The sequence below is a fragment of the Vreelandella arcis genome (genome assembly GCF_900103865.1).
Taxonomy (GTDB): Bacteria; Pseudomonadota; Gammaproteobacteria; order Pseudomonadales; family Halomonadaceae; genus Vreelandella; species Vreelandella arcis.
The window spans coordinates 205,490-224,576 of the sequence record NZ_FNII01000004.1 but is presented as its reverse complement, the minus strand read 5'-3'; the positions used below and the strand labels follow the sequence as shown (position 1 = coordinate 224,576).

General features: G+C 55.6%; 14 protein-coding genes and 4 tRNA genes. 16 read left to right on the top strand and 2 right to left on the bottom strand.

From position 1 onward, the window contains the following. Window positions 1-53: 53 nt before the first annotated feature. Together BLR97_RS06355 and typA are read right to left on the bottom strand one after the other, a co-directional pair. Entirely contained in the window at window positions 54-824 is a 771-nt protein-coding gene (locus BLR97_RS06355; RefSeq protein WP_089703618.1) for an ABC transporter ATP-binding protein, read from the bottom strand. A gap of 308 nt (window positions 825-1,132) precedes the next feature. Next, window positions 1,133-2,959, bottom strand: a complete 1,827-nt coding sequence (typA, locus tag BLR97_RS06350) for a translational GTPase TypA (protein ID WP_089703615.1) — start codon at window positions 2,957-2,959, stop codon at window positions 1,133-1,135. A gap of 174 nt (window positions 2,960-3,133) precedes the next feature. Between typA and BLR97_RS06345 the strand changes: the two genes are divergently transcribed. From BLR97_RS06345 to rpsG, 16 genes are all read left to right on the top strand, one after another. Further along, a complete protein-coding gene (locus tag BLR97_RS06345; protein ID WP_089703613.1) occupies window positions 3,134-4,120 on the top strand; it encodes a biotin--[acetyl-CoA-carboxylase] ligase in 987 nt (328 codons plus the stop codon). Then, a complete protein-coding gene (locus BLR97_RS06340) occupies window positions 4,117-4,956 on the top strand; it encodes a type III pantothenate kinase (protein WP_089703611.1) in 840 nt (279 codons plus the stop codon). Before BLR97_RS06345 ends, BLR97_RS06340 begins: the two co-directional genes overlap by 4 nt. A 150-nt stretch (window positions 4,957-5,106) precedes the next feature. Next, window positions 5,107-5,190: transfer RNA gene (locus BLR97_RS06335), tRNA-Tyr, on the top strand. A 105-nt stretch (window positions 5,191-5,295) separates the two neighbouring features. Further along, a tRNA-Gly gene (locus BLR97_RS06330) sits at window positions 5,296-5,369 on the top strand. Window positions 5,370-5,379: 10 nt separating this feature from the next. After that, window positions 5,380-5,454 (top strand) — tRNA-Thr (locus tag BLR97_RS06325). Window positions 5,455-5,611: 157 nt separating this feature from the next. Then, a tRNA-Trp gene (locus BLR97_RS06320) sits at window positions 5,612-5,687 on the top strand. A gap of 72 nt (window positions 5,688-5,759) precedes the next feature. Then, window positions 5,760-6,143 carry a preprotein translocase subunit SecE gene (gene secE / locus BLR97_RS06315; protein ID WP_089703609.1) on the top strand — a complete coding sequence of 128 codons (384 nt, stop codon included), beginning with the start codon at window positions 5,760-5,762 and terminating at the stop codon, window positions 6,141-6,143. An 8-nt stretch (window positions 6,144-6,151) separates the two neighbouring features. Beyond that, window positions 6,152-6,685, top strand: a complete 534-nt coding sequence (gene nusG / locus BLR97_RS06310) for a transcription termination/antitermination protein NusG (protein WP_089703607.1) — start codon at window positions 6,152-6,154, stop codon at window positions 6,683-6,685. 134 nt (window positions 6,686-6,819) lie between these two features. Next, window positions 6,820-7,251 (top strand): 50S ribosomal protein L11, encoded by a 432-nt coding sequence (gene rplK, locus BLR97_RS06305; RefSeq protein ID WP_089703605.1) that lies wholly within the window; start codon window positions 6,820-6,822, stop codon window positions 7,249-7,251. A 2-nt stretch (window positions 7,252-7,253) separates the two neighbouring features. After that, window positions 7,254-7,946: a 50S ribosomal protein L1 gene (rplA, locus tag BLR97_RS06300; protein ID WP_089703603.1), complete on the top strand. Its 693-nt coding sequence runs from the start codon at window positions 7,254-7,256 to the stop codon at window positions 7,944-7,946. Between the two features lie 276 nt (window positions 7,947-8,222). Further along, window positions 8,223-8,723, top strand: a complete 501-nt coding sequence (gene rplJ, locus BLR97_RS06295; protein WP_089703912.1) for a 50S ribosomal protein L10 — start codon at window positions 8,223-8,225, stop codon at window positions 8,721-8,723. A gap of 109 nt (window positions 8,724-8,832) precedes the next feature. After that, window positions 8,833-9,204, top strand: coding sequence for a 50S ribosomal protein L7/L12 (gene rplL, locus BLR97_RS06290; protein WP_089703601.1), 372 nt, complete (start codon window positions 8,833-8,835; stop codon window positions 9,202-9,204). A 253-nt stretch (window positions 9,205-9,457) separates the two neighbouring features. Further along, complete coding sequence (rpoB, locus tag BLR97_RS06285; RefSeq protein ID WP_089703599.1) at window positions 9,458-13,534, top strand: DNA-directed RNA polymerase subunit beta; 4,077 nt, start codon at window positions 9,458-9,460, stop codon at window positions 13,532-13,534. Between the two features lie 10 nt (window positions 13,535-13,544). After that, on the top strand, window positions 13,545-17,759 hold the full coding sequence (gene rpoC, locus BLR97_RS06280) for a DNA-directed RNA polymerase subunit beta' (protein ID WP_089703597.1): 4,215 nt from the start codon (window positions 13,545-13,547) through the stop codon (window positions 17,757-17,759). Between the two features lie 162 nt (window positions 17,760-17,921). Continuing rightward, the gene (gene rpsL / locus BLR97_RS06275) at window positions 17,922-18,296 is read left to right on the top strand and encodes a 30S ribosomal protein S12 (RefSeq protein ID WP_009098973.1); all 375 of its coding nucleotides are present in this window, start codon (window positions 17,922-17,924) and stop codon (window positions 18,294-18,296) included. Window positions 18,297-18,447: 151 nt separating this feature from the next. Beyond that, window positions 18,448-18,918, top strand: a complete 471-nt coding sequence (gene rpsG / locus BLR97_RS06270) for a 30S ribosomal protein S7 (protein WP_027337504.1) — start codon at window positions 18,448-18,450, stop codon at window positions 18,916-18,918. The last annotated feature ends 169 nt before the right edge of the window (window positions 18,919-19,087 follow it).

Here is a 19,087-nt window from a genome sequence, read left to right as displayed (position 1 = left end):
GTGTGGCTACGTGGATAAGCGTTGCGTTTATTGAAGCGTACAGCCCTCATGCGTCACGCTGCCCCGGCACCGAAATAGGCGTCAATGACGTCAGGGTTGTTCTGAATATCCTCGATATGGCCTTCCACCATCACCTGGCCCTGGGCGAGCACGATGACGGGGTCACAAAGCCGAGCAATCATGTCCATGTCGTGCTCGATGACCAAGAAGGTGTAGCCCATTTCGCGATTGAGGCGCTCGATGTTGCTGATCAGATCGCCAAGCAGGGTGCGGTTGACCCCGGCGGCGATTTCATCCAGTAGCACGATCTTGGCGTTGGTCATCATCGTACGGCCCAGCTCCAGAAGCTTCTTCTGCCCGCCGGAAAGGTTACCTGCTAGCTCGTTGCGCACATGGTGAAGGCCGATAAAGTCGATGACCTCCAGCGCCCGACGATGTACCTCGGCCTCTTCGCGACGCACCAAGCCAGGCTTGAGCCAGGCGGTGAATAAGTTTTCACCCGCCTGCTGGGGCGGCACCATCATCAAATTTTCCAGCGCGCTCATCTGGCTGAATTCATGGGCAATTTGAAAGGTGCGTAACAGCCCTTTATGAAAACGCTGGTCGGCGCTAAGCGCAGTAATGTCTTCGCCTTCGAGTAAGATGCGCCCGCTGTCGGGGCTTAATGCGCCGGCCATTAAATTAAATAGCGTCGACTTGCCCGCACCATTAGGGCCGATCATCCCGGTGATCGAGCCTTTTTCGACGCGGATTGAACAGTTGTCGATGACCTGCAGGCCACCAAAGGCTTTATTGACCTGCTGAACATCAATAAGCGGGGTCATCTGTTACCTCTCTGCTAGGTCAAGGCGGTAACCGCCTAGATGTCAGTCGCGGCGCCGCCGTGGGGGCGCCGCGCACCCGTCGGGCAGGCGTAAGAATACGTTAAGGATCCAAACGCTTGTGTGAATTGACCGATAATAGAGTAATCCCCCGTGCGGAGGATAGCGCTACTTTGCGCTACCTCTGAGGGGCTTTCCAGCGGATAACCGTTAAGGTTGCGTTGGGGGCGTAGCTTGGCAAACGCGCGTGTTTAGCGTGGCAGGGGGTGCTCAAGCATAAAAAAAGCCCGCATAAGCGGGCTTTATAGCGATTACTTTTTGTTGGAGCGCTTGCGCTCGTTTTCTTTGAGCAACTTCTTGCGTAGGCGTATATGGCTCGGCGTCACTTCGACTAACTCGTCGGAATCCAGGAACTCGATGGCTTGTTCCAGCGTAAAGTTAATCGGCGGCGTCAGTACGATGTTTTCATCGTTACCCGTTGAGCGCATGTTATCCAGCTTTTTACCCTTGGTCGGGTTAACCACCATGTCGTTAGCACGGTTGTTGATGCCGATCAGCATGCCTTCGTAGACTTCGGTGGCGTGATCGACGATCAGCTTGCCGCGCTCCTGAAGGGTGTAAAGCGCATAGGCCAGCGCCTTGCCGTCGACCATCGACACCATGACGCCATTACGCCGCTCGATAGAGGCGTCCGGCTTCAGCGGGCCGTAGTGGTCAAAGCGGCTGGTCAAAATGCCGGTACCCGACGTTAGGGTGAGGAACTGACCGCGGAAACCAATCAAGCCGCGCGCCGGAATGATAAAGTCCAAACGCACGCGGCCTTTACCGTCCGGGTTCATGTTGGTCATTTCGCCCTTGCGGTAACCTAGCTCTTCCATGATGGCGCCCTGGTGCTGCTCCTCGCAGTCGATGATGACCTCTTCGTAGGGCTCCTGCTGCTCGCCGTCGATTTCCCGGATGATCACTTCGGGGCGGCCAACCGCCAACTCAAAGCCTTCCCGACGCATGGATTCGATCAAGACTGACAGGTGCAGTTCACCACGTCCGGAAACTTTAAATTTCTCCGGCGTTTCGCCCTGCTCAACGCGCAGTGCCACGTTGTGAATCAGCTCTTGTTCCAGGCGGTCTTTAATATTCCGGCTGGTGACGAACTTGCCGTCTTTGCCGGCAAACGGCGAGTCGTTGACCTGGAACGTCATCGATACGGTGGGTTCGTCAACGGTCAGCGGCGGCAGTGCTTCGACGTTGTTTACATCGCAAAGCGTATCGGAGATCGCCAGGTCTTCAATGCCGGTGATGCAGATGATATCGCCCGCAGTGGCTTCGTCGGTTTGTACCCGGTCTAAGCCCATGTGGGTCATGACTTGGCCAATTTTACCTTTGCGGGTATGGCCTTCTTTGGACACGACAGCAATTTGCTGATTGGGCTTCACGCTGCCGCGGGAAATGCGGCCCAGGCCGATAACGCCCACGTAGCTGTTGTAGTCCAGCGCCGAGATCTGCATCTGGAAAGGGCCGTCGCTCTCGACCTTGGGGGCGTCAACGATATCGACAATAGACTGAAACATGGGCGACATGTCATCAGCCAGTTCGTCGGGGTCGGGGCCTGCTATGCCGTTGAGTGCCGAGCAATAAATGATTGGAAAATCAAGCTGCTCGTCAGACGCGCCCAGGTTATCAAACAGGTCAAAGATCTGGTCGATAACCCAGTCAGGCCGTGCGCCGGGGCGGTCAATTTTATTGACGACCACGATAGGTTTCAGGCCGCGGTCAAACGCCTTTTGTGTCACAAAGCGTGTTTGCGGCATGGGCCCGTCGACGGCGTCAACGAGCAGCAACACTGAATCCACCATGGACATAACGCGCTCGACTTCACCGCCGAAATCGGCGTGCCCTGGCGTGTCCACAATATTGATGTGGAAGTCAGTTCCATTGCCATCTTGCCATTTAATAGCCGTGTTTTTGGCCAGGATGGTGATGCCACGCTCCTTCTCCTGGTCATTAGAGTCCATAATCCGCTCTTGGCCTTCGGCCTTACGGTTGAGCGTTCCAGACTGGCTTAACAATTTATCGACCAAGGTGGTTTTCCCGTGGTCAACGTGGGCGATGATGGCAATGTTGCGAAGATTCTCGATCACGACGCGATCCTGCTAAAAAAATAGGGCAGCATTATAGGGCCTGCGTGCGGTCGACTACCAGCACTGTATTGTATAAGGACTAAGACAATCACCTTTGGTGGTCATTTTTGGATGAAGTTTTCGCGCCGACGGCGCATCCGGTAAGATAGGCGTTTTCCCAAATGGGGCAAAGACATGAGCATCGGCCACCTGATGCGGTTGCTAAGCGACGGCGAGGTTCATTCTGGTGAACAGCTGGGTGATGCGCTAGGCGTCTCGCGCGCGGCTGTATGGAAACAGTTAAAAAAATTAGAGGCCCTTGGCGTTGAGCTGGTGGCGGTGAAAGGGCGCGGCTATCGGCTTGCTCAGCCGTTGGAGCCGTTGGTCGGCGCAAGAGTCGTTGAGCGTCTACCGGCGTCAGCGCGTCATCACTTGTCACGTTTATTTGTTGAAGATCAGTTACCTTCGAGCAACGAGTACCTGCGTCGGCGGTTTGAGCAGGGCGCCGGCCACGGCGAGGTCTGCTTGGTTGAGCTGCAAACGGCGGGGCGCGGTCGGCGTGGTCGGGTATGGACGACGCCGTGGGGGCAGAGCTTGATGCTGTCAGTCGGCTGGCGTTTCGAATCGGGCGTGGCGGCGTTGGAGGGCTTGAGCCTGGCCGTCGGCGTGGTGCTGGCCCAAGTGCTCGAACAGCACGGTGCAGAGCCCGCGCTGAAATGGCCTAACGATATTTTGCTGCCTCAGCGGGACAGCGACGAGCTAGGTAAGCTGGCGGGTATCTTAGTGGAAGTTACCGGCGATGCGGCAGGTCCCTGCGAGGTCGTTATCGGCATGGGGATGAACCTGTTGTTGCCCGAGGCGATGCGCCGTGCCATTGAGCAGCCCGTCGCGGCGCTGTTTGATGCCAACCCCTCGCTTTCGCGTAACCAGTTAGCCGCCGATGTCGTTGCCGGACTGCTTACCATGCTGGCAGGTTTTGAACAGCAAGGGTTTGCCCCTTGGCGTGCCGCTTGGAATCAGCGTCATGCCTACGCTGATCAGCCAATCCAGGTGATTCAGGGAGACCAAGCTCGTGAAGCAGTGGCGGGTGAGGTCGATGACAGCGGTAACCTATGGGTGACCGAGTCGGGACAGCCAAGACGCTTGTCGGGCGGTGAAATCAGCGTACGTAGGCGTTTATGATTCTAGATTTAGATATTGGCAATACCTTGTCCAAGTGGCGGCTAAAAGACGCTGATAGCAGTGAGATACGCTCGCGGGGCGCCGTGTGGACGCGGGAGGAATGGCGTCCTGGGGCAGATATTCCGGATCTCGATGTTGTTGAGGCCGTGCGTATCTCCAGCGTAGCGCGCGCGGCGGTATTGGATGAAACCGTCGGATTATTGCGTCGCCGCGTGAACCACGTCCACGTTGCTCGCTCAACCGCCGAAGCACTGGGCGTCGTAAATGGCTATGAAGAGCCGGGGCGTTTAGGCGTTGACCGCTGGATGGGCGCGCTGGCGGGTTACCAGTTGGCCGGTGGCTGCTGTGCCGTGGATTGTGGCAGTGCGATTACCATCGACTTTGTGCTGCCTGGCGGGCAGCATCTCGGTGGTTTTATCGTGCCCGGGTTGCGTTTGATGAAAGAGAGCCTAAAGCTAGGCACGCGCAATGTGGCGATTGATCCAGAGAGCGAGGCGGACGCATTACTAGAGCCGGGGCGGCGGACGGTTGACGCGGTGAATCACGGTATCTACATGGCGGCGGTGAGCGCTATTAATCGCATTTATAGTGAAGTTTGCGATCAAGAGGGCGTCGCGTTGCCGATGTTGCTGACAGGCGGGGATGCGCGCGTGATCTCTCGAGGTGTGCAGGTTCTCCACGCGGTGTGGCCTGATATGGTGTACGGGGGGCTGGAAGCCCGCTTTCCGCTAACCTTGGCCGAGCGGGCGGGTAAAATGGCAGGTGCGCCCTGCGTGCCTGAGCCAGTGTCGCTGGAAAAAATACGAGCGGGCCTTGCATTCTCAATGTTGCTTTGACAAAATGCAGCGCGTTCCAAGGCAGGCGGATAGCAAGCAGTCGCGAGTTAAAGTGCTGTATGTTATTGAAGCCACTATGTTGTTAAGGCTATAGCGTAGCAATCGTGCTTGACACGGCCTTGGAGCCTGGCATAATGTGCCGCCTCAGATGGAGAGGTTCCCGAGTGGCCAAAGGGAGCAGACTGTAAATCTGCCGCGAAAGCTTCGAAGGTTCGAATCCTTCCCTCTCCACCAGATTAAAGCGATAATGGTTCGCGCCATTGTTGTTGAATGAAAAGCCGGAAGCGGGCGAAGTCAAGAGTAAGTGCGCGACGGGCTATCATTCTGAAAGCCGGTAAAGCGGGCGTAGTTCAATGGTAGAACCTCAGCCTTCCAAGCTGATGGTGCGGGTTCGATTCCCGCCGCCCGCTCCAGTTGTATTTAGCTCATGTAGCTCAGGGGTAGAGCACACCCTTGGTAAGGGTGAGGTCGACGGTTCAAATCCGTCCATGAGCTCCATTTTAAAAAAGCGAGCCAAGCTCGCTTTTTTTGTCGTTAGTGTTTGTGATGATGTGAGCGCTAGCGTTGGAAAGGGGTTGTCAGGTGGTGAATTGTTCGCTACTATGACGCCCGCTATTGCGTAGGCTATCGAATGTGTCTGCGTCGATGATGATACAGGCCAGTAGCTCAATTGGCAGAGCAGCGGTCTCCAAAACCGCAGGTTGGGGGTTCGATTCCCTCCTGGCCTGCCAGCCTTCCCCAGGTTGGTACGTATTTTAAAGAATTCCTTTGTCGCTCGCTGCACCCTAAGGAGTCTCGTTTTTATGAAGCCGAGTTCTGTAAAACATGGCGCTGAGGTGCAACAGACGCGCCATGACGGGCTCAAATGGGCAGCAGTCATTGCGTTGCTTGTCATCGCGGTTGTAGGTAACACCTATTTTGCCGATGTGGGCTTGATATATCGCGTGTTGGGCGTCGTGGTGTTGTGCGTTGCAGCGGCTTTGCTCGCGCTAACAACCTCGAAAGGCCGCGAATTAGTTGAGCTTGCAAGAAGCGCTAAGAAAGAGATTCAGCGCGTTGTATGGCCGACTCGGCCCGAAACCATTCAGACAACGGCGATTGTGCTAGTGGCCGTGCTGGTGGTCGGGTTGATGTTATGGTTGATTGACACTCTTCTTGGCTGGGCGATGTCCGGCGTTATTGGTTAGGAGCTTGCATGTCCAAACGTTGGTACGTCGTTCACGCCTATTCCGGCTTCGAAAAGCAGGTGATGCGTTCTTTGCTTGAGCGCGTCAAAATTTACGGCATGGAAGATCGCTTTGGTGAGATTCTGGTGCCGACCGAAGAAGTCGTTGAAATGCGTGACGGCAAGCGCCGCAAAAGCGAGCGCAAGTTCTATCCCGGCTACGTCTTAGTCGAGATGGAAATGGCCGACGAAACCTGGCACCTCGTTAATGAAACGCCCCGAGTGATGGGGTTTATTGGCGGCACCAAAGAAAAGCCTGCGCCCATTACGTCGCGTGAGGCGGATGCCATCCTGAGTCGTGTTAAAGACGGCGCCGACAAGCCGCGGCCTAAAACAGTGTTTGAGCCGGGTCAGTCAGTGCGTGTGGTGGATGGGCCTTTTGCCGATTTCAATGGCGTGGTCGAAGAAGTCAATTACGAAAAAAGCCGCCTGCAAGTCAGTGTGCTGATTTTTGGTCGCTCAACGCCTGTAGAGCTTGAGTTTGCGCAGGTGGAAAAAGAGTAGTCGGTAAAGAATAAGTCGTTGGTAAGAAAGTAGTCGAAACAAGTAGCTAATTATTCGTGTCGGGTGAACGTGTTGTTACCTGACGGAGAGACCGGGGAGCCGAAAGGCGTTACGACCCAACTGGAGTAAAAACGATGGCCAAGAAAGTACAGGCTTACATCAAACTGCAGGTTGCTGCAGGTAAAGCCAATCCAAGTCCACCCGTCGGCCCTGCGCTGGGTCAGCACGGCGTGAACATTATGGAATTCTGTAAGACGTTCAACGCCGAGACTCAAGATATTGAGCCGGGGTTGCCGACGCCTGTTGTAATTACGGTTTACTCTGACCGTAGCTTCACGTTTGTTACCAAAACGGCACCGGCTGCCGTGCTGCTTAAGAAAGCAGCGGGCATCAAGTCGGGTTCGGGTGAGCCGAACAGGCAGAAAGTCGGCACGGTAACGCGCGATCAGCTCGAAGAAATCGCCAAGACCAAAGAGCCTGACCTAACGGCGGCTGATATGGATGCAGCGGTTCGCACCATCGCGGGTAGTGCCCGTAGCATGGGCCTCAACGTGGAGGGTCTCTAATCATGGCGAAACTGACTAAGCGCGCGAAGCTGATTCGCGAAAAAGTCGACACCAAAAAAGCGTACTCAATTGACGAAGCCGTTGCTCTGCTCGCTGAGCTGTCTACGGTTAAGTTCAAAGAGTCTGTTGACGTGGCGATTAACCTGGGCGTTGACCCGCGTAAATCCGACCAAGTGGTGCGCGGTGCTACCGTTATGCCAAACGGTACTGGTAAAGACGTTCGTGTAGCCGTCTTTACGCAAGGTGCCAATGCCGATGCCGCTAAAGAAGCGGGTGCTGACATTGTTGGTATGGATGATCTGGCAGAGCAAGTGAAGAAAGGCGTCATGGACTTTGACGTTGTTATCGCATCGCCAGATGCCATGCGTGTCGTCGGTCAGCTGGGCCAGATTCTGGGTCCGCGTGGCCTGATGCCCAACCCGAAAGTTGGCACCGTGACGCCTGATGTGGCGACAGCGGTTAAAAATGCCAAAGCGGGCCAAGTGCGCTTCCGTACAGACAAGAATGGCATCATTCATACTACCCTTGGCAAGGTGGGTTTTGAAGCTAATGCAATTGAGGGCAACCTGGAAGCATTGGTGTCTGATTTGAGAAAGCTCAAGCCCAGCACGTCGAAAGGCATCTATTTTAAGAAAGTCACCCTGTCCACTACCATGGGCCCGGGCTTGACTATCGATCACTCTGCGTTTGTTTAAGCGAGAGATCGTCAGTTTTACGTAACAACCGAGCAATAACTTTGCGGTCCCTCGGTCATGCCGAGGCACCGTCAAAGACCGCAGGTGCCGTGCGGGTTGTAAAAGATACACGGCTTAATTGCTAAAAAGCGCCTGCGCAGATGGTGTGGCCGCCAGTTGGTTAGCAAGCTTTCTGGTGAGCACCATCCCCTAAGGCTTCCTGCTTAGCGGTATTGGCAGGAAGAGATGGTAACCACCGGAGCCTTTAATGGGTTCCGGCACGAAGGAGTGATCACTGTGCCACTAGCACTTGAAGGCAAGAAAGCGATTGTTGCCGAGGTCAGTGAAGCGGCCAAGGGCGCACTCTCCGTCGTAGTTGCCGATTCTCGCGGCGTACCGGTCAGCAAAATGACCAATCTGCGCAAGCAGGCGCGTGAGAATGGTGTAGAGCTGCGTGTTGTTCGTAACACGCTGGCTCGCCGCGCTCTCGAAGGCACCCAGTGGGAATGCCTGACCGAGAGCTTCGTTGGTCCGACTCTGTTGGCCTTCTCTACGGATCATCCGGGCGCTGCCGCTCGTTTGTTCAAAGAGTTTGCTAAAGATGACAAAGACTTCGAAGTAAAAGCGTTGGCCTACGAAGGCGAGTTTATTCCGGCTGCTGACATCGACCGTCTAGCAACCTTGCCGACTTACGACGAAGCAATCGCCAAGTTGATGTCGGTAATGAAAGAAGCTTCCGCTGGCAAGCTGGTTCGTACCCTGGCCGCCCTACGCGACCAGAAAGAAGAAGCCGCTTAAGCGCTTCTTTTGTGCAGCCTGCCATATATAAGCAGGGCGCTGCTTGAACCAAGCAATGAATCCTGAGTCATCGGTAGACCGAGGCTCCCGCAAAGTTAGGAATGAGACAATGGCACTGACCAAAGACGATATCATCAATGCTGTAGCCGACATGTCCGTCATGGAAGTTGTCGAGCTAATCGAAGCAATGGAAGAGAAATTCGGCGTAACCGCTGCGGCGGCCGTTGTGGCTGGCCCGGGTGGCGGTGAAGCGGCTGTTGAAGAAGAGCAGACCGAGTTTGACCTGGTGCTGACCTCTGCTGGTGACAAGAAAGTTAACGTCATCAAAGCAGTACGTGAAATCACCGGGCTTGGCCTGAAGGAAGCTAAGGGTGCCGTTGACGGCGCACCGGCGACCATTAAAGAAGCTATGTCTAAAGAAGACGCTGAAACAGCTAAAACCAAGCTGGAAGAAGCGGGCGCAAGCGTCGAGCTCAAGTAAGCCTTGTGCCGGTCGCTTTACGCGTTGCGTAAGCTTCCACGGCTGGCGGCGGGAACATCCCGCTGCCGGCCTTTTTCTGTTGTAGCTGAACGGTGAAGCAGAATTGTTGTAGAACGGTTATCGAAAGACTGTTATCGACCAAGATTTTCGACGGCGAGCTACCGAATTAGGAGCTTGCTGTTCGCGTCTGACACGCCCGCAGGGCAGATGGCCGCGCATCGGTCACCCATGGTGAACAAGCTGGGGAATACAGATGGCTTACTCATATACTGAGAAAAAACGCATCCGCAAGGATTTCGGCAAACTGCCACAAGTGATGGATGTGCCTTACTTGCTGGCCATCCAGCTTGATTCCTATTACGACTTTCTCCAGCAAGATCGTTCGCCTGAGGAGCGGCACGAGATCGGTCTGCACGCTGCATTCAAGTCCGTTTTTCCGATTGAGAGTTTCTCCGGTAACGCGGCGCTTGAGTATGTCAGCTACCGCTTCGGCACGCCGGCGTTCGATGTTAAGGAGTGCCAGCTGCGCGGTGTGACGTATTCCGCCCCGCTGCGCGTTAAGGTTCGCTTGATCATTTATGATCGCGATTCCTCTAATAAAGCAATTAAAGATATTAAAGAGCAAGAAGTCTACATGGGGGAGATCCCCCTGATGACCGAGAACGGTACCTTTGTCATCAACGGTACTGAGCGGGTAATTGTTTCCCAGCTCCACCGTTCGCCGGGTGTCTTCTTCGATCACGATAAAGGCAAGAGTCACTCTTCCGGTAAGCTGCTCTATTCAGCACGTGTCATTCCTTACCGTGGTTCTTGGTTGGACTTTGAGTTCGATCCCAAGGACAACGTCTTTGTGCGTATCGACCGTCGCCGTAAGCTACCGGCGTCTGTATTGATGCGTGCGCTGGGGATGAGTGCTGAAGAGATTCTCGAGGAATTCTTCGAAACCAGTATTTTCCACGTCGAAAAGTCAGGCTTTTCTGTGGAACTGGTGCCGTCGCGCCTACGCGGTGAAACAGCCACGTTCGAGATCAAAGGTAGTAACGGCGAGGTTATCGTTGAAGAAGGCCGCCGGATTACCCAAAAGCACATCCGTCAGCTTGAAAAAGCGGGCTTGGAACGCCTGGACGTGCCGATGGAATACCTGTTCGGCAAGACCTTGGCAAAAGACCAGATCGACACCAAAACCGGTGAACTGATCTGCCCGTGCAACACCGAGATCACCCCGGAAGTGCTTGAGCGAATGGCGCAGGGCGGTATCACGCGCATTGAAACGCTGTATACCAACGACCTGGACTGTGGCTCGTTTATATCCGACACGCTGAAACTCGATACCACTGGCTCGCAGTTGGAAGCGTTGGTCGAGATTTATCGCATGATGCGTCCCGGCGAGCCGCCCACCAAAGAAGCCGCTGAGACGCTGTTCCATAACTTGTTCTTCACCGAAGATCGCTACGACCTGTCGGGCGTTGGCCGGATGAAGTTCAACCGTCGTCTGCGTCATGAGGGCGATACCGGTTCGGGTGTACTGAACCGTAAAGACATCCTCGACGTGCTGCGCGAGCTGATCAATATCCGTAACGGCTTCGGTGACGTTGACGATATTGACCACTTGGGTAACCGCCGTATTCGCTGCGTTGGCGAAATGGCCGAAAACCAGTTCCGTGTCGGTCTGGTGCGTGTAGAGCGCGCCGTCAAAGAGCGTCTCTCCATGGCCGAAAGCGAAGGCCTGATGCCGCAAGACTTGATCAACGCCAAGCCGGTCGCGGCGGCGGTGAAAGAGTTCTTTGGCTCGAGCCAGCTTTCGCAGTTTATGGATCAGAACAACCCGCTGTCGGAAGTTACCCACAAGCGTCGTGTCTCGGCGCTCGGCCCAGGCGGTTTGACCCGTGAGCGTGCCGGCTTCGAAGTGCGCGACGTTCACGCCACGCACTACGGTCGCTTGTGCCCGATCGAAACGCCGGAAGGTCCGAACATCGGTCTGATCAACTCCCTGGCGACGTATAGTCATACCAACAGCTACGGTTTCCTGGAAACACCTTACCGTAAGGTAGTGAATCGTCAGTTGACCGACGACATCGTTCATCTCTCGGCGATTGAAGAGGGTGACTACGTTATCGCCCAGGCGTCGGCGGCGGTGGATGAGTCCAACAAGCTGAGCGATGACTTGGTTCAGGCACGCCATAAAGGTGAAACCACCTTTATGCGTCCGGAGCAGGTTACCCTGATGGACGTGTCACCCCGTCAGGTCGTGTCGGTAGCGGCCGCGCTGATTCCGTTCCTTGAGCACGATGACGCCAACCGTGCCCTGATGGGTTCCAACATGCAGCGTCAGGCGGTGCCCACGCTACGTGCTGAGAAGCCGCTGGTGGGTACCGGCATGGAGCGCTTTGTGGCGCGTGACTCGGGTGTTTGCGCCGTGGCACGTCGTGGCGGGGTGATCGACTCTGTTGATGCACGTCGCGTGGTTGTGCGGGTCAATGAAGATGAAATCATCGGCGGTGAAGCTGGGGTGGATATCTATAACCTGACCAAGTACACCCGCTCGAACCAAAACACCTGTATGAATCAGCGCCCCATTGTGCGGCCTGGCGATGATGTGGCACGCGGCGATATCCTCGCTGACGGCCCATCGGTGGATATGGGCGACTTGGCGCTGGGTCAGAACATGCGTATCGCGTTCATGCCCTGGAACGGTTACAACTTCGAAGACTCCATCCTGCTGTCCGAGCGAACGGTGCAAGAAGACCGTTTCACCTCGATCCATATTCAGGAGCTGACCAGTGTGTCCCGCGACACCAAGTTGGGTCCCGAAGAGATTACCGCTGATATTCCTAACGTCGGCGAGTCGGCGTTGGGTAAATTGGACGAAGCGGGCGTCGTCTATATCGGTGCCGAAGTCGGCCCGGGTGATATCCTGGTCGGTAAGGTAACCCCGAAAGGTGAAACCCAGCTGACGCCGGAAGAAAAGCTACTACGTGCTATCTTTGGTGAGAAAGCATCTGACGTTAAAGATACCTCGCTGCGTGCCCCCACGGGAATGAAAGGTACGGTTATCGACGTTCAGGTGTTTACTCGCGACGGCGTTGAAAAAGATTCCCGCGCCTTGGCCATTGAGCAAATGCAACTGGATGAGGTACGTAAGGATCTGCAGGAAACCTACCGTATCGCTGAGGACGCTACCTTTGAGCGTCTCAAGCGTACCCTGGAAGGCCAGGTGGTTAACGGCGGCCCTAACCTCAAGAAAGGCGACGTGCTGGACGAAGCGTACCTGGATGAGTTGCCGCGTCAGCAGTGGTTCAAGCTGCGCATGCAGGACGAGTCCTACAACGAGCTGTTGGCCCAGGCCGACGAGCAGTTGCAAAACCGTCGTAAAGAGATGGACGAGCGCTTCGAAGACAAGAAGCGCAAGCTGACCCAGGGCGATGACCTCGCGCCGGGCGTGCTCAAAATCGTCAAGGTATATATGGCCGTGAAGCGGCGCATCCAGCCGGGCGACAAGATGGCCGGGCGTCACGGTAACAAGGGCGTTATCTCGGCGATTATGCCCATTGAAGATATGCCGTTCGATGAGCAGGGCGAGCCGGTAGACGTGGTGCTTAACCCGCTGGGCGTACCATCGCGTATGAACGTGGGTCAGGTTTTGGAAACCCACTTGGGTATGGCCGCCCGTGGTTTAGGGGTCAAGATTGAAGCCATGCTACGTGATGCGCGTGAGCAACAGTTGGCCGAGATTCGAGACTTCCTGGGGCAGGTATACAACACGCCGGGTACTCGCGTTGAGGATATTGAGTCGCTCAGCGATGAAGAAGTCATTGCGCTGGCGAAGAACCTCAAAGCGGGCGTACCCATGGCAACACCGGTGTTTGACGGTGCTCAAGAACACGAAATCAAGCACTTGCTGAAGCTGGCGGATATTCCGGAGTCGGGTCAGATGCTTCTCTATGATGGTCGTAGCGGTGACGCCTTTGACCGTCCGGTGACCGTTGGCTACATGTACATGCTCAAGCTGAACCACTTGGTAGATGATAAGATGCACGCGCGTTCAACCGGCTCTTATTCGCTGGTGACCCAGCAGCCGCTGGGCGGTAAGGCTCAGTTCGGTGGTCAGCGTTTCGGTGAGATGGAAGTGTGGGCATTGGAAGCGTACGGCGCAGCCTACACGCTACAAGAGATGCTCACCGTCAAATCGGATGACGTCGAAGGCCGCACCAAGATGTACAAAAACATCGTCGATGGCGACCACACCATGCAGGCAGGCATGCCGGAGTCCTTCAATGTGCTGGTGAAGGAAATCCGCTCGCTGGGCATCGATATCGAGTTAGAGAGCTAGGAGCCGTCCCATGAAAGATTTGGTGAAAGTACTCAAATCGCAGTCTCAGTCCGAAGAGTTTGACGCGATCAAGATTACCCTGGCGTCGCCGGACATGATTCGCTCCTGGTCGTTTGGCGAGGTGAAGAAGCCCGAGACCATCAACTACCGTACCTTTAAGCCGGAACGCGATGGTCTGTTCTGCGCCAAGATTTTTGGCCCGGTAAAAGACTACGAGTGCTTGTGCGGCAAGTATAAGCGCATGAAGCACCGCGGTATTATCTGCGAAAAGTGTGGCGTCGAAGTGACCAAGGCCGCCGTGCGCCGTGAGCGTATGGGCCATATCGAACTGGCGTCGCCGGTGGCGCATATTTGGTTCTTGAAGTCGCTGCCGTCGCGTATCGGCATGTTCCTCGATATGACCCTGCGTGATATCGAGCGCGTGCTGTATTTCGAAAGCTTCGTGGTGATTGATCCCGGCATGACCACGCTGGAGCGTGGTCAGCTGCTCAACGACGAGCAGTACTTTGAAGCGCTGGAAGAATTCGGCGACGACTTCGATGCCCGCATGGGTGCCGAAGCCGTTCAAGAGCTGCTCAAAGACATCGATCTGGAAGAGGAGATTAACCATCTGCGCGAAGAGATTCCGCAGACGAACTCTGAAACCAAGATCAAGAAGTTATCCAAGCGTTTGAAACTGCTAGAAGCCTTCTACAACTCCGGTAACGCGCCGGCGTGGATGGTCATGGAAGTGCTGCCCGTGCTGCCGCCGGATCTGCGTCCGCTGGTACCGCTCGACGGCGGCCGTTTCGCGACTTCCGATCTTAACGACCTTTATCGTCGGGTGATCAACCGTAATAACCGCCTGAAGCGGCTACTGGATCTCAATGCGCCGGATATTATCGTGCGCAACGAGAAGCGTATGCTCCAGGAAGCGGTCGACGCGCTGCTGGATAACGGTCGTCGCGGCCGAGCGATTACCGGCACAAACAAGCGTCCGCTGAAATCGCTCGCCGACATGATTAAAGGCAAGCAGGGTCGTTTCCGTCAGAACCTGTTGGGTAAGCGCGTCGACTACTCGGGTCGTTCGGTGATTACCGTGGGCCCCACGTTGCGTCTGCACCAATGTGGTCTGCCTAAGAAAATGGCGCTGGAGCTGTTCAAGCCGTTCATCTACTCCAAGCTGCAGTCGTTGGGCTACGCCTCGACGATCAAAGCCGCCAAGAAGATGGTCGAGCGCGAACTGCCGGAAGTCTGGGACATCCTCGCCGATGTTATCCGCGAGCACCCGGTACTGTTGAACCGCGCGCCGACACTGCACCGTTTGGGTATTCAGGCGTTTGAGCCGCTGTTGATCGAAGGTAAAGCGATTCAACTGCACCCGCTGGTGTGTGCGGCCTACAACGCCGACTTTGACGGTGACCAGATGGCGGTACACGTACCGCTGACCCTGGAAGCTCAGCTTGAAGCCCGCGCGCTGATGATGGCCACCAACAACGTGCTGTCGCCGGCTAACGGCGAGCCGATCATCGTGCCGTCGCAAGACGTTGTTCTGGGTCTCTATTACATGACCCGCGAAAAGATCAACGCGAAAGGCGAAGGCATGATTTTCTCCGACCTCAACGAGGTCGAGCGCGCCTTCGGTACTCAGTCAGTCTCGCTACACGCCCGGGTTAAAGTACGCCTGGACGAAATTGACGTTGACGAAGAAAGCGGCGACCGCAGCTTCCATCGGCGTGTTTACGACACCACCGTGGGTCGTGCGCTACTGTTCCGTATTCTGCCGGAAGCCGTGCCGTTTTACCTGATTGATCAGCCGATGAAGAAGAAGGCGATCTCTAACCTGATCAACGAGGTTTACCGTCGCGCTGGCCTTAAGCCGACCGTTATCTTCGCTGACCAGCTGATGTACACCGGCTTCCGTCTGGCGACTTGGTCGGGTGCCTCTATCGGGGTCAACGATTTCGTTATCCCTGAATCCAAAACCGAGATCGTTGACGCGGCCGAAGCCGAAGTCAAAGAGATCGAAGACCAGTTCTCCTCGGGTCTAGTCACCGCGGGCGAGAAGTACAACAAGGTCATCGATATCTGGTCCAAGGCCAACGACAAAGTGGCCAAGGCGATGATGGCAGGTATCTCGAAAGAGACGGTTATCGATCGTGATGGTAATGAAGTTGAGCAGGATTCGTTCAACAGTGTCTTCATCATGGCCGACTCCGGTGCTCGTGGTTCTGCCGCCCAGATCCGCCAGCTTGCGGGTATGCGTGGCCTGATGGCCAAGCCGGATGGCTCGATCATCGAAACGCCGATCGTCGCCAACTTCCGGGAAGGTCTGAACGTACTGCAGTACTTCATCTCGACCCACGGGGCGCGTAAAGGTCTGGCCGATACCGCCCTGAAAACCGCCAACTCCGGTTACTTAACCCGTCGTTTGGTCGACGTGGCCCAGGACTTGGTGATTACCGAGACCGACTGTGGTACCGAAAACGGCCTGACCTTGCATCCGATTATCGAGGGTGGCGATATTATCGTACCGCTATCCCAGCGGGTATTGGGTCGTGTTGTTGCGATCGATGTTGTCGATCCGAGCACTGATGAAGTGCTTATCGCTAAGGGCACCTTGCTTGACGAAAAATGGTGTGCCGAGCTCGATACCATGGGCGTCGACGAGATTGTCGTGCGCTCAACCATCACCTGTGAAACGGCTCACGGTGTGTGTTCGTCTTGTTACGGTCGTGACCTTGCCCGTGGTCACCAAGTCAATATTGGTGAATCGGTCGGGGTTATTGCTGCTCAGTCGATCGGTGAGCCGGGTACCCAGCTGACCATGCGTACCTTCCACATTGGTGGTGCCGCGTCGCGTTCGTCTGCGGTGGATAGCGTACAGGTCAAGCACGGCGGGAAGGTTCGCCTGCACAACATCAAGCACGTTGAGCGCGCCGACGGCAAACTGGTTGTGGTCTCGCGTTCCAGTGCGTTGGCCGTTGCTGACGACCATGGTCGTGAGCGTGAGTACTACAAGCTGCCCTACGGTGCCGAACTTTCCGTACGTGACGGCGACGTGGTCGATGCCGGCGCTACGGTTGCTAAATGGGATCCGCACACGCACCCGATCGTTGCTGAAGTTGAAGGTAAGGCGCAGTTCCTCGACCTCGATGAAGGTGTCACCATGCACCGCACGGTCGACGAGATGACCGGCCTGTCGTCTATTGAGGTGATCGAGTCAGCGGCACGTCCGATGGCAGGACGCGACAAGCGCCCGATGGTCATGCTGCAGGATACCGCCGGTGAGTATGTGTCGGTATCGGGATCGAACACGCCGGTACAATACCTGCTGCCTGGTAAGTCGATTATTTCCGTCGAAAACGGATCGGCTATCGGTGTGGGTGAAGTGGTTGCGCGTATTCCGGTAGAAGCGTCGGGTAACAAAGACATTACCGGTGGTCTGCCGCGGGTAGCTGACTTGTTCGAGGCGCGTAAGCCAAAAGAGTCCGCCATCCTGGCCGAGATCAGCGGTGTGATCAGCTTTGGTAAAGAAACCAAAGGTAAGCGTCGCCTGACGATTACCCCGGAATCCGGTGACCCGTTTGAGGCATTGATCCCCAAATGGCGTCAGATCGCCGTGTTCGAGGGCGAGGCTGTCGAGAAAGGTGAAGTGATTTCCGATGGCCCGAGCAACCCCCACGATATCCTGCGTCTGCTGGGTGTCGAGGAACTGGCCAAGTACATCACTGCCGAAGTGCAGGATGTTTACCGCCTTCAGGGTGTCGGCATCAACGATAAGCACATCGAAGTGATCGTGCGTCAAATGCTGCGCAAGGTTGAGATTACCGATTCGGGTGATTCTGACTTTATCACCGGCGACCAGGCGGAACTGGTTCGGGTGCTAGAGCAAAACGTGCGCTTAGAGAAAGAAGAAAAATTCCCGGCCAAGTATCAACGCTTGTTGTTGGGTATTACCAAGGCCAGCTTGGCCACCGAATCGTTCATTTCAGCGGCGTCGTTCCAAGAAACAACGCGCGTATTGACCGAAGCAGCGGTGACCGGCAAGCGCGATTACTTGCGCGGCCTGAAAGAAAACGTCGTAGTGGGTCGTTTGATTCCGGCAGGTACCGGTTTGACTCACCACGCCGAGCGTCGTCGCAAACGCGAAGACGCCGAGCGCCTGTTCAATCCTTCGGCGACCGAAGTAGAGCAGGAGCTAGGGGCTCAGTTGACCGCACTGGATTCCGACGAAGAGCTCTAACATTACTATCTGAGCTTATGTCGCCATCGTCTTGCCGGTTAGTAACCGGCAAGACTTGACGGCGGCTAGGTTCAGCCTTTAGAATGCGCAGCCTTTAACAGTGGGGCGGGTGCGCCCGCCGCCATTGAAAGGCCAGGCAACCATTGGAGTCAGCTAAACACCATGGCAACGATTAATCAGCTAGTGCGCAAGCCGCGCAAGCGCCCCGTCACCAAGAGTGACGTGCCTGCGCTTCAGGCTTGTCCGCAAAAGCGCGGCGTATGTACGCGCGTTTACACCACTACCCCTAAGAAGCCCAACTCAGCTCTGCGTAAGGTTTGCCGCGTGCGCCTTACCAACGGCTTTGAAGTGTCTTCCTATATCGGTGGTGAAGGTCACAACCTCCAAGAGCACTCTGTTGTGCTGATTCGCGGCGGTCGTGTAAAGGATTTGCCGGGTGTGCGTTATCACACCGTTCGTGGCGCCCTTGACACCTCTGGCGTACAGAATCGTAAGCAGGGCCGTTCTAAGTACGGTACCAAGCGTCCGAAGTCATAAGTCGGCGTTTAACGGCGCTTTAGAAGCGACCGTACAAGATGGTTATCACGTATATGATGGTCTGATAAGAGTAAGGTCGGGTGGCGCCAAGCGGTAACGCTAAGTGTGAATCCCGAGTTTACCTGAAGGATCCTTAAATTGAGGGCTTATCATGCCTAGAAGAAGAGTTGTAGCGAAGCGCGAAATCCTGCCGGATCCCAAATTCGGAAGTGAGCGCCTAGCCAAGTTCATGAACCACCTGATGTTCAGCGGCAAAAAGTCCATAGCTGAGCGCATCGTGTATGGTGCGTTGGACAAGGTTGCCGAGCGTAGTAAAGAAGAGCCGCTGGAAATCTTCGACAAGGCGCTGGAAGCTATCCAGCCGATGGTCGAAGTGAAGTCGCGCCGCGTTGGTGGTGCGACTTATCAGGTGCCGGTTGAAGTTCGTCCGTCTCGCCGCCAAGCGCTCGCCATGCGCTGGCTGGTGGACGCGGCGCGTCGTCGCGGTGAGAAAACAATGGTTCAGCGTCTTGCAGGCGAAATGCTTGATGCCGCTGAAGGCAAAGGTTCTGCCGTTAAGAAGCGCGAAGACGTGCATCGCATGGCAGAAGCCAACAAGGCCTTCTCGCACTACCGTTTTTAAGATCAGCGTTTCTAAATTCGGCGTTTCTGAATTTGCGTTTTTTGCCTTGGTTGCGCTATCTCGACGTTCAAAGACGCTGGTTCGCAACATATCGCCGCTATCAAAAACGATAGCGGCGGTAGCGTAAGCAAATAACGCATCGCCAGAATCACGAGCATCGCCAACAAAC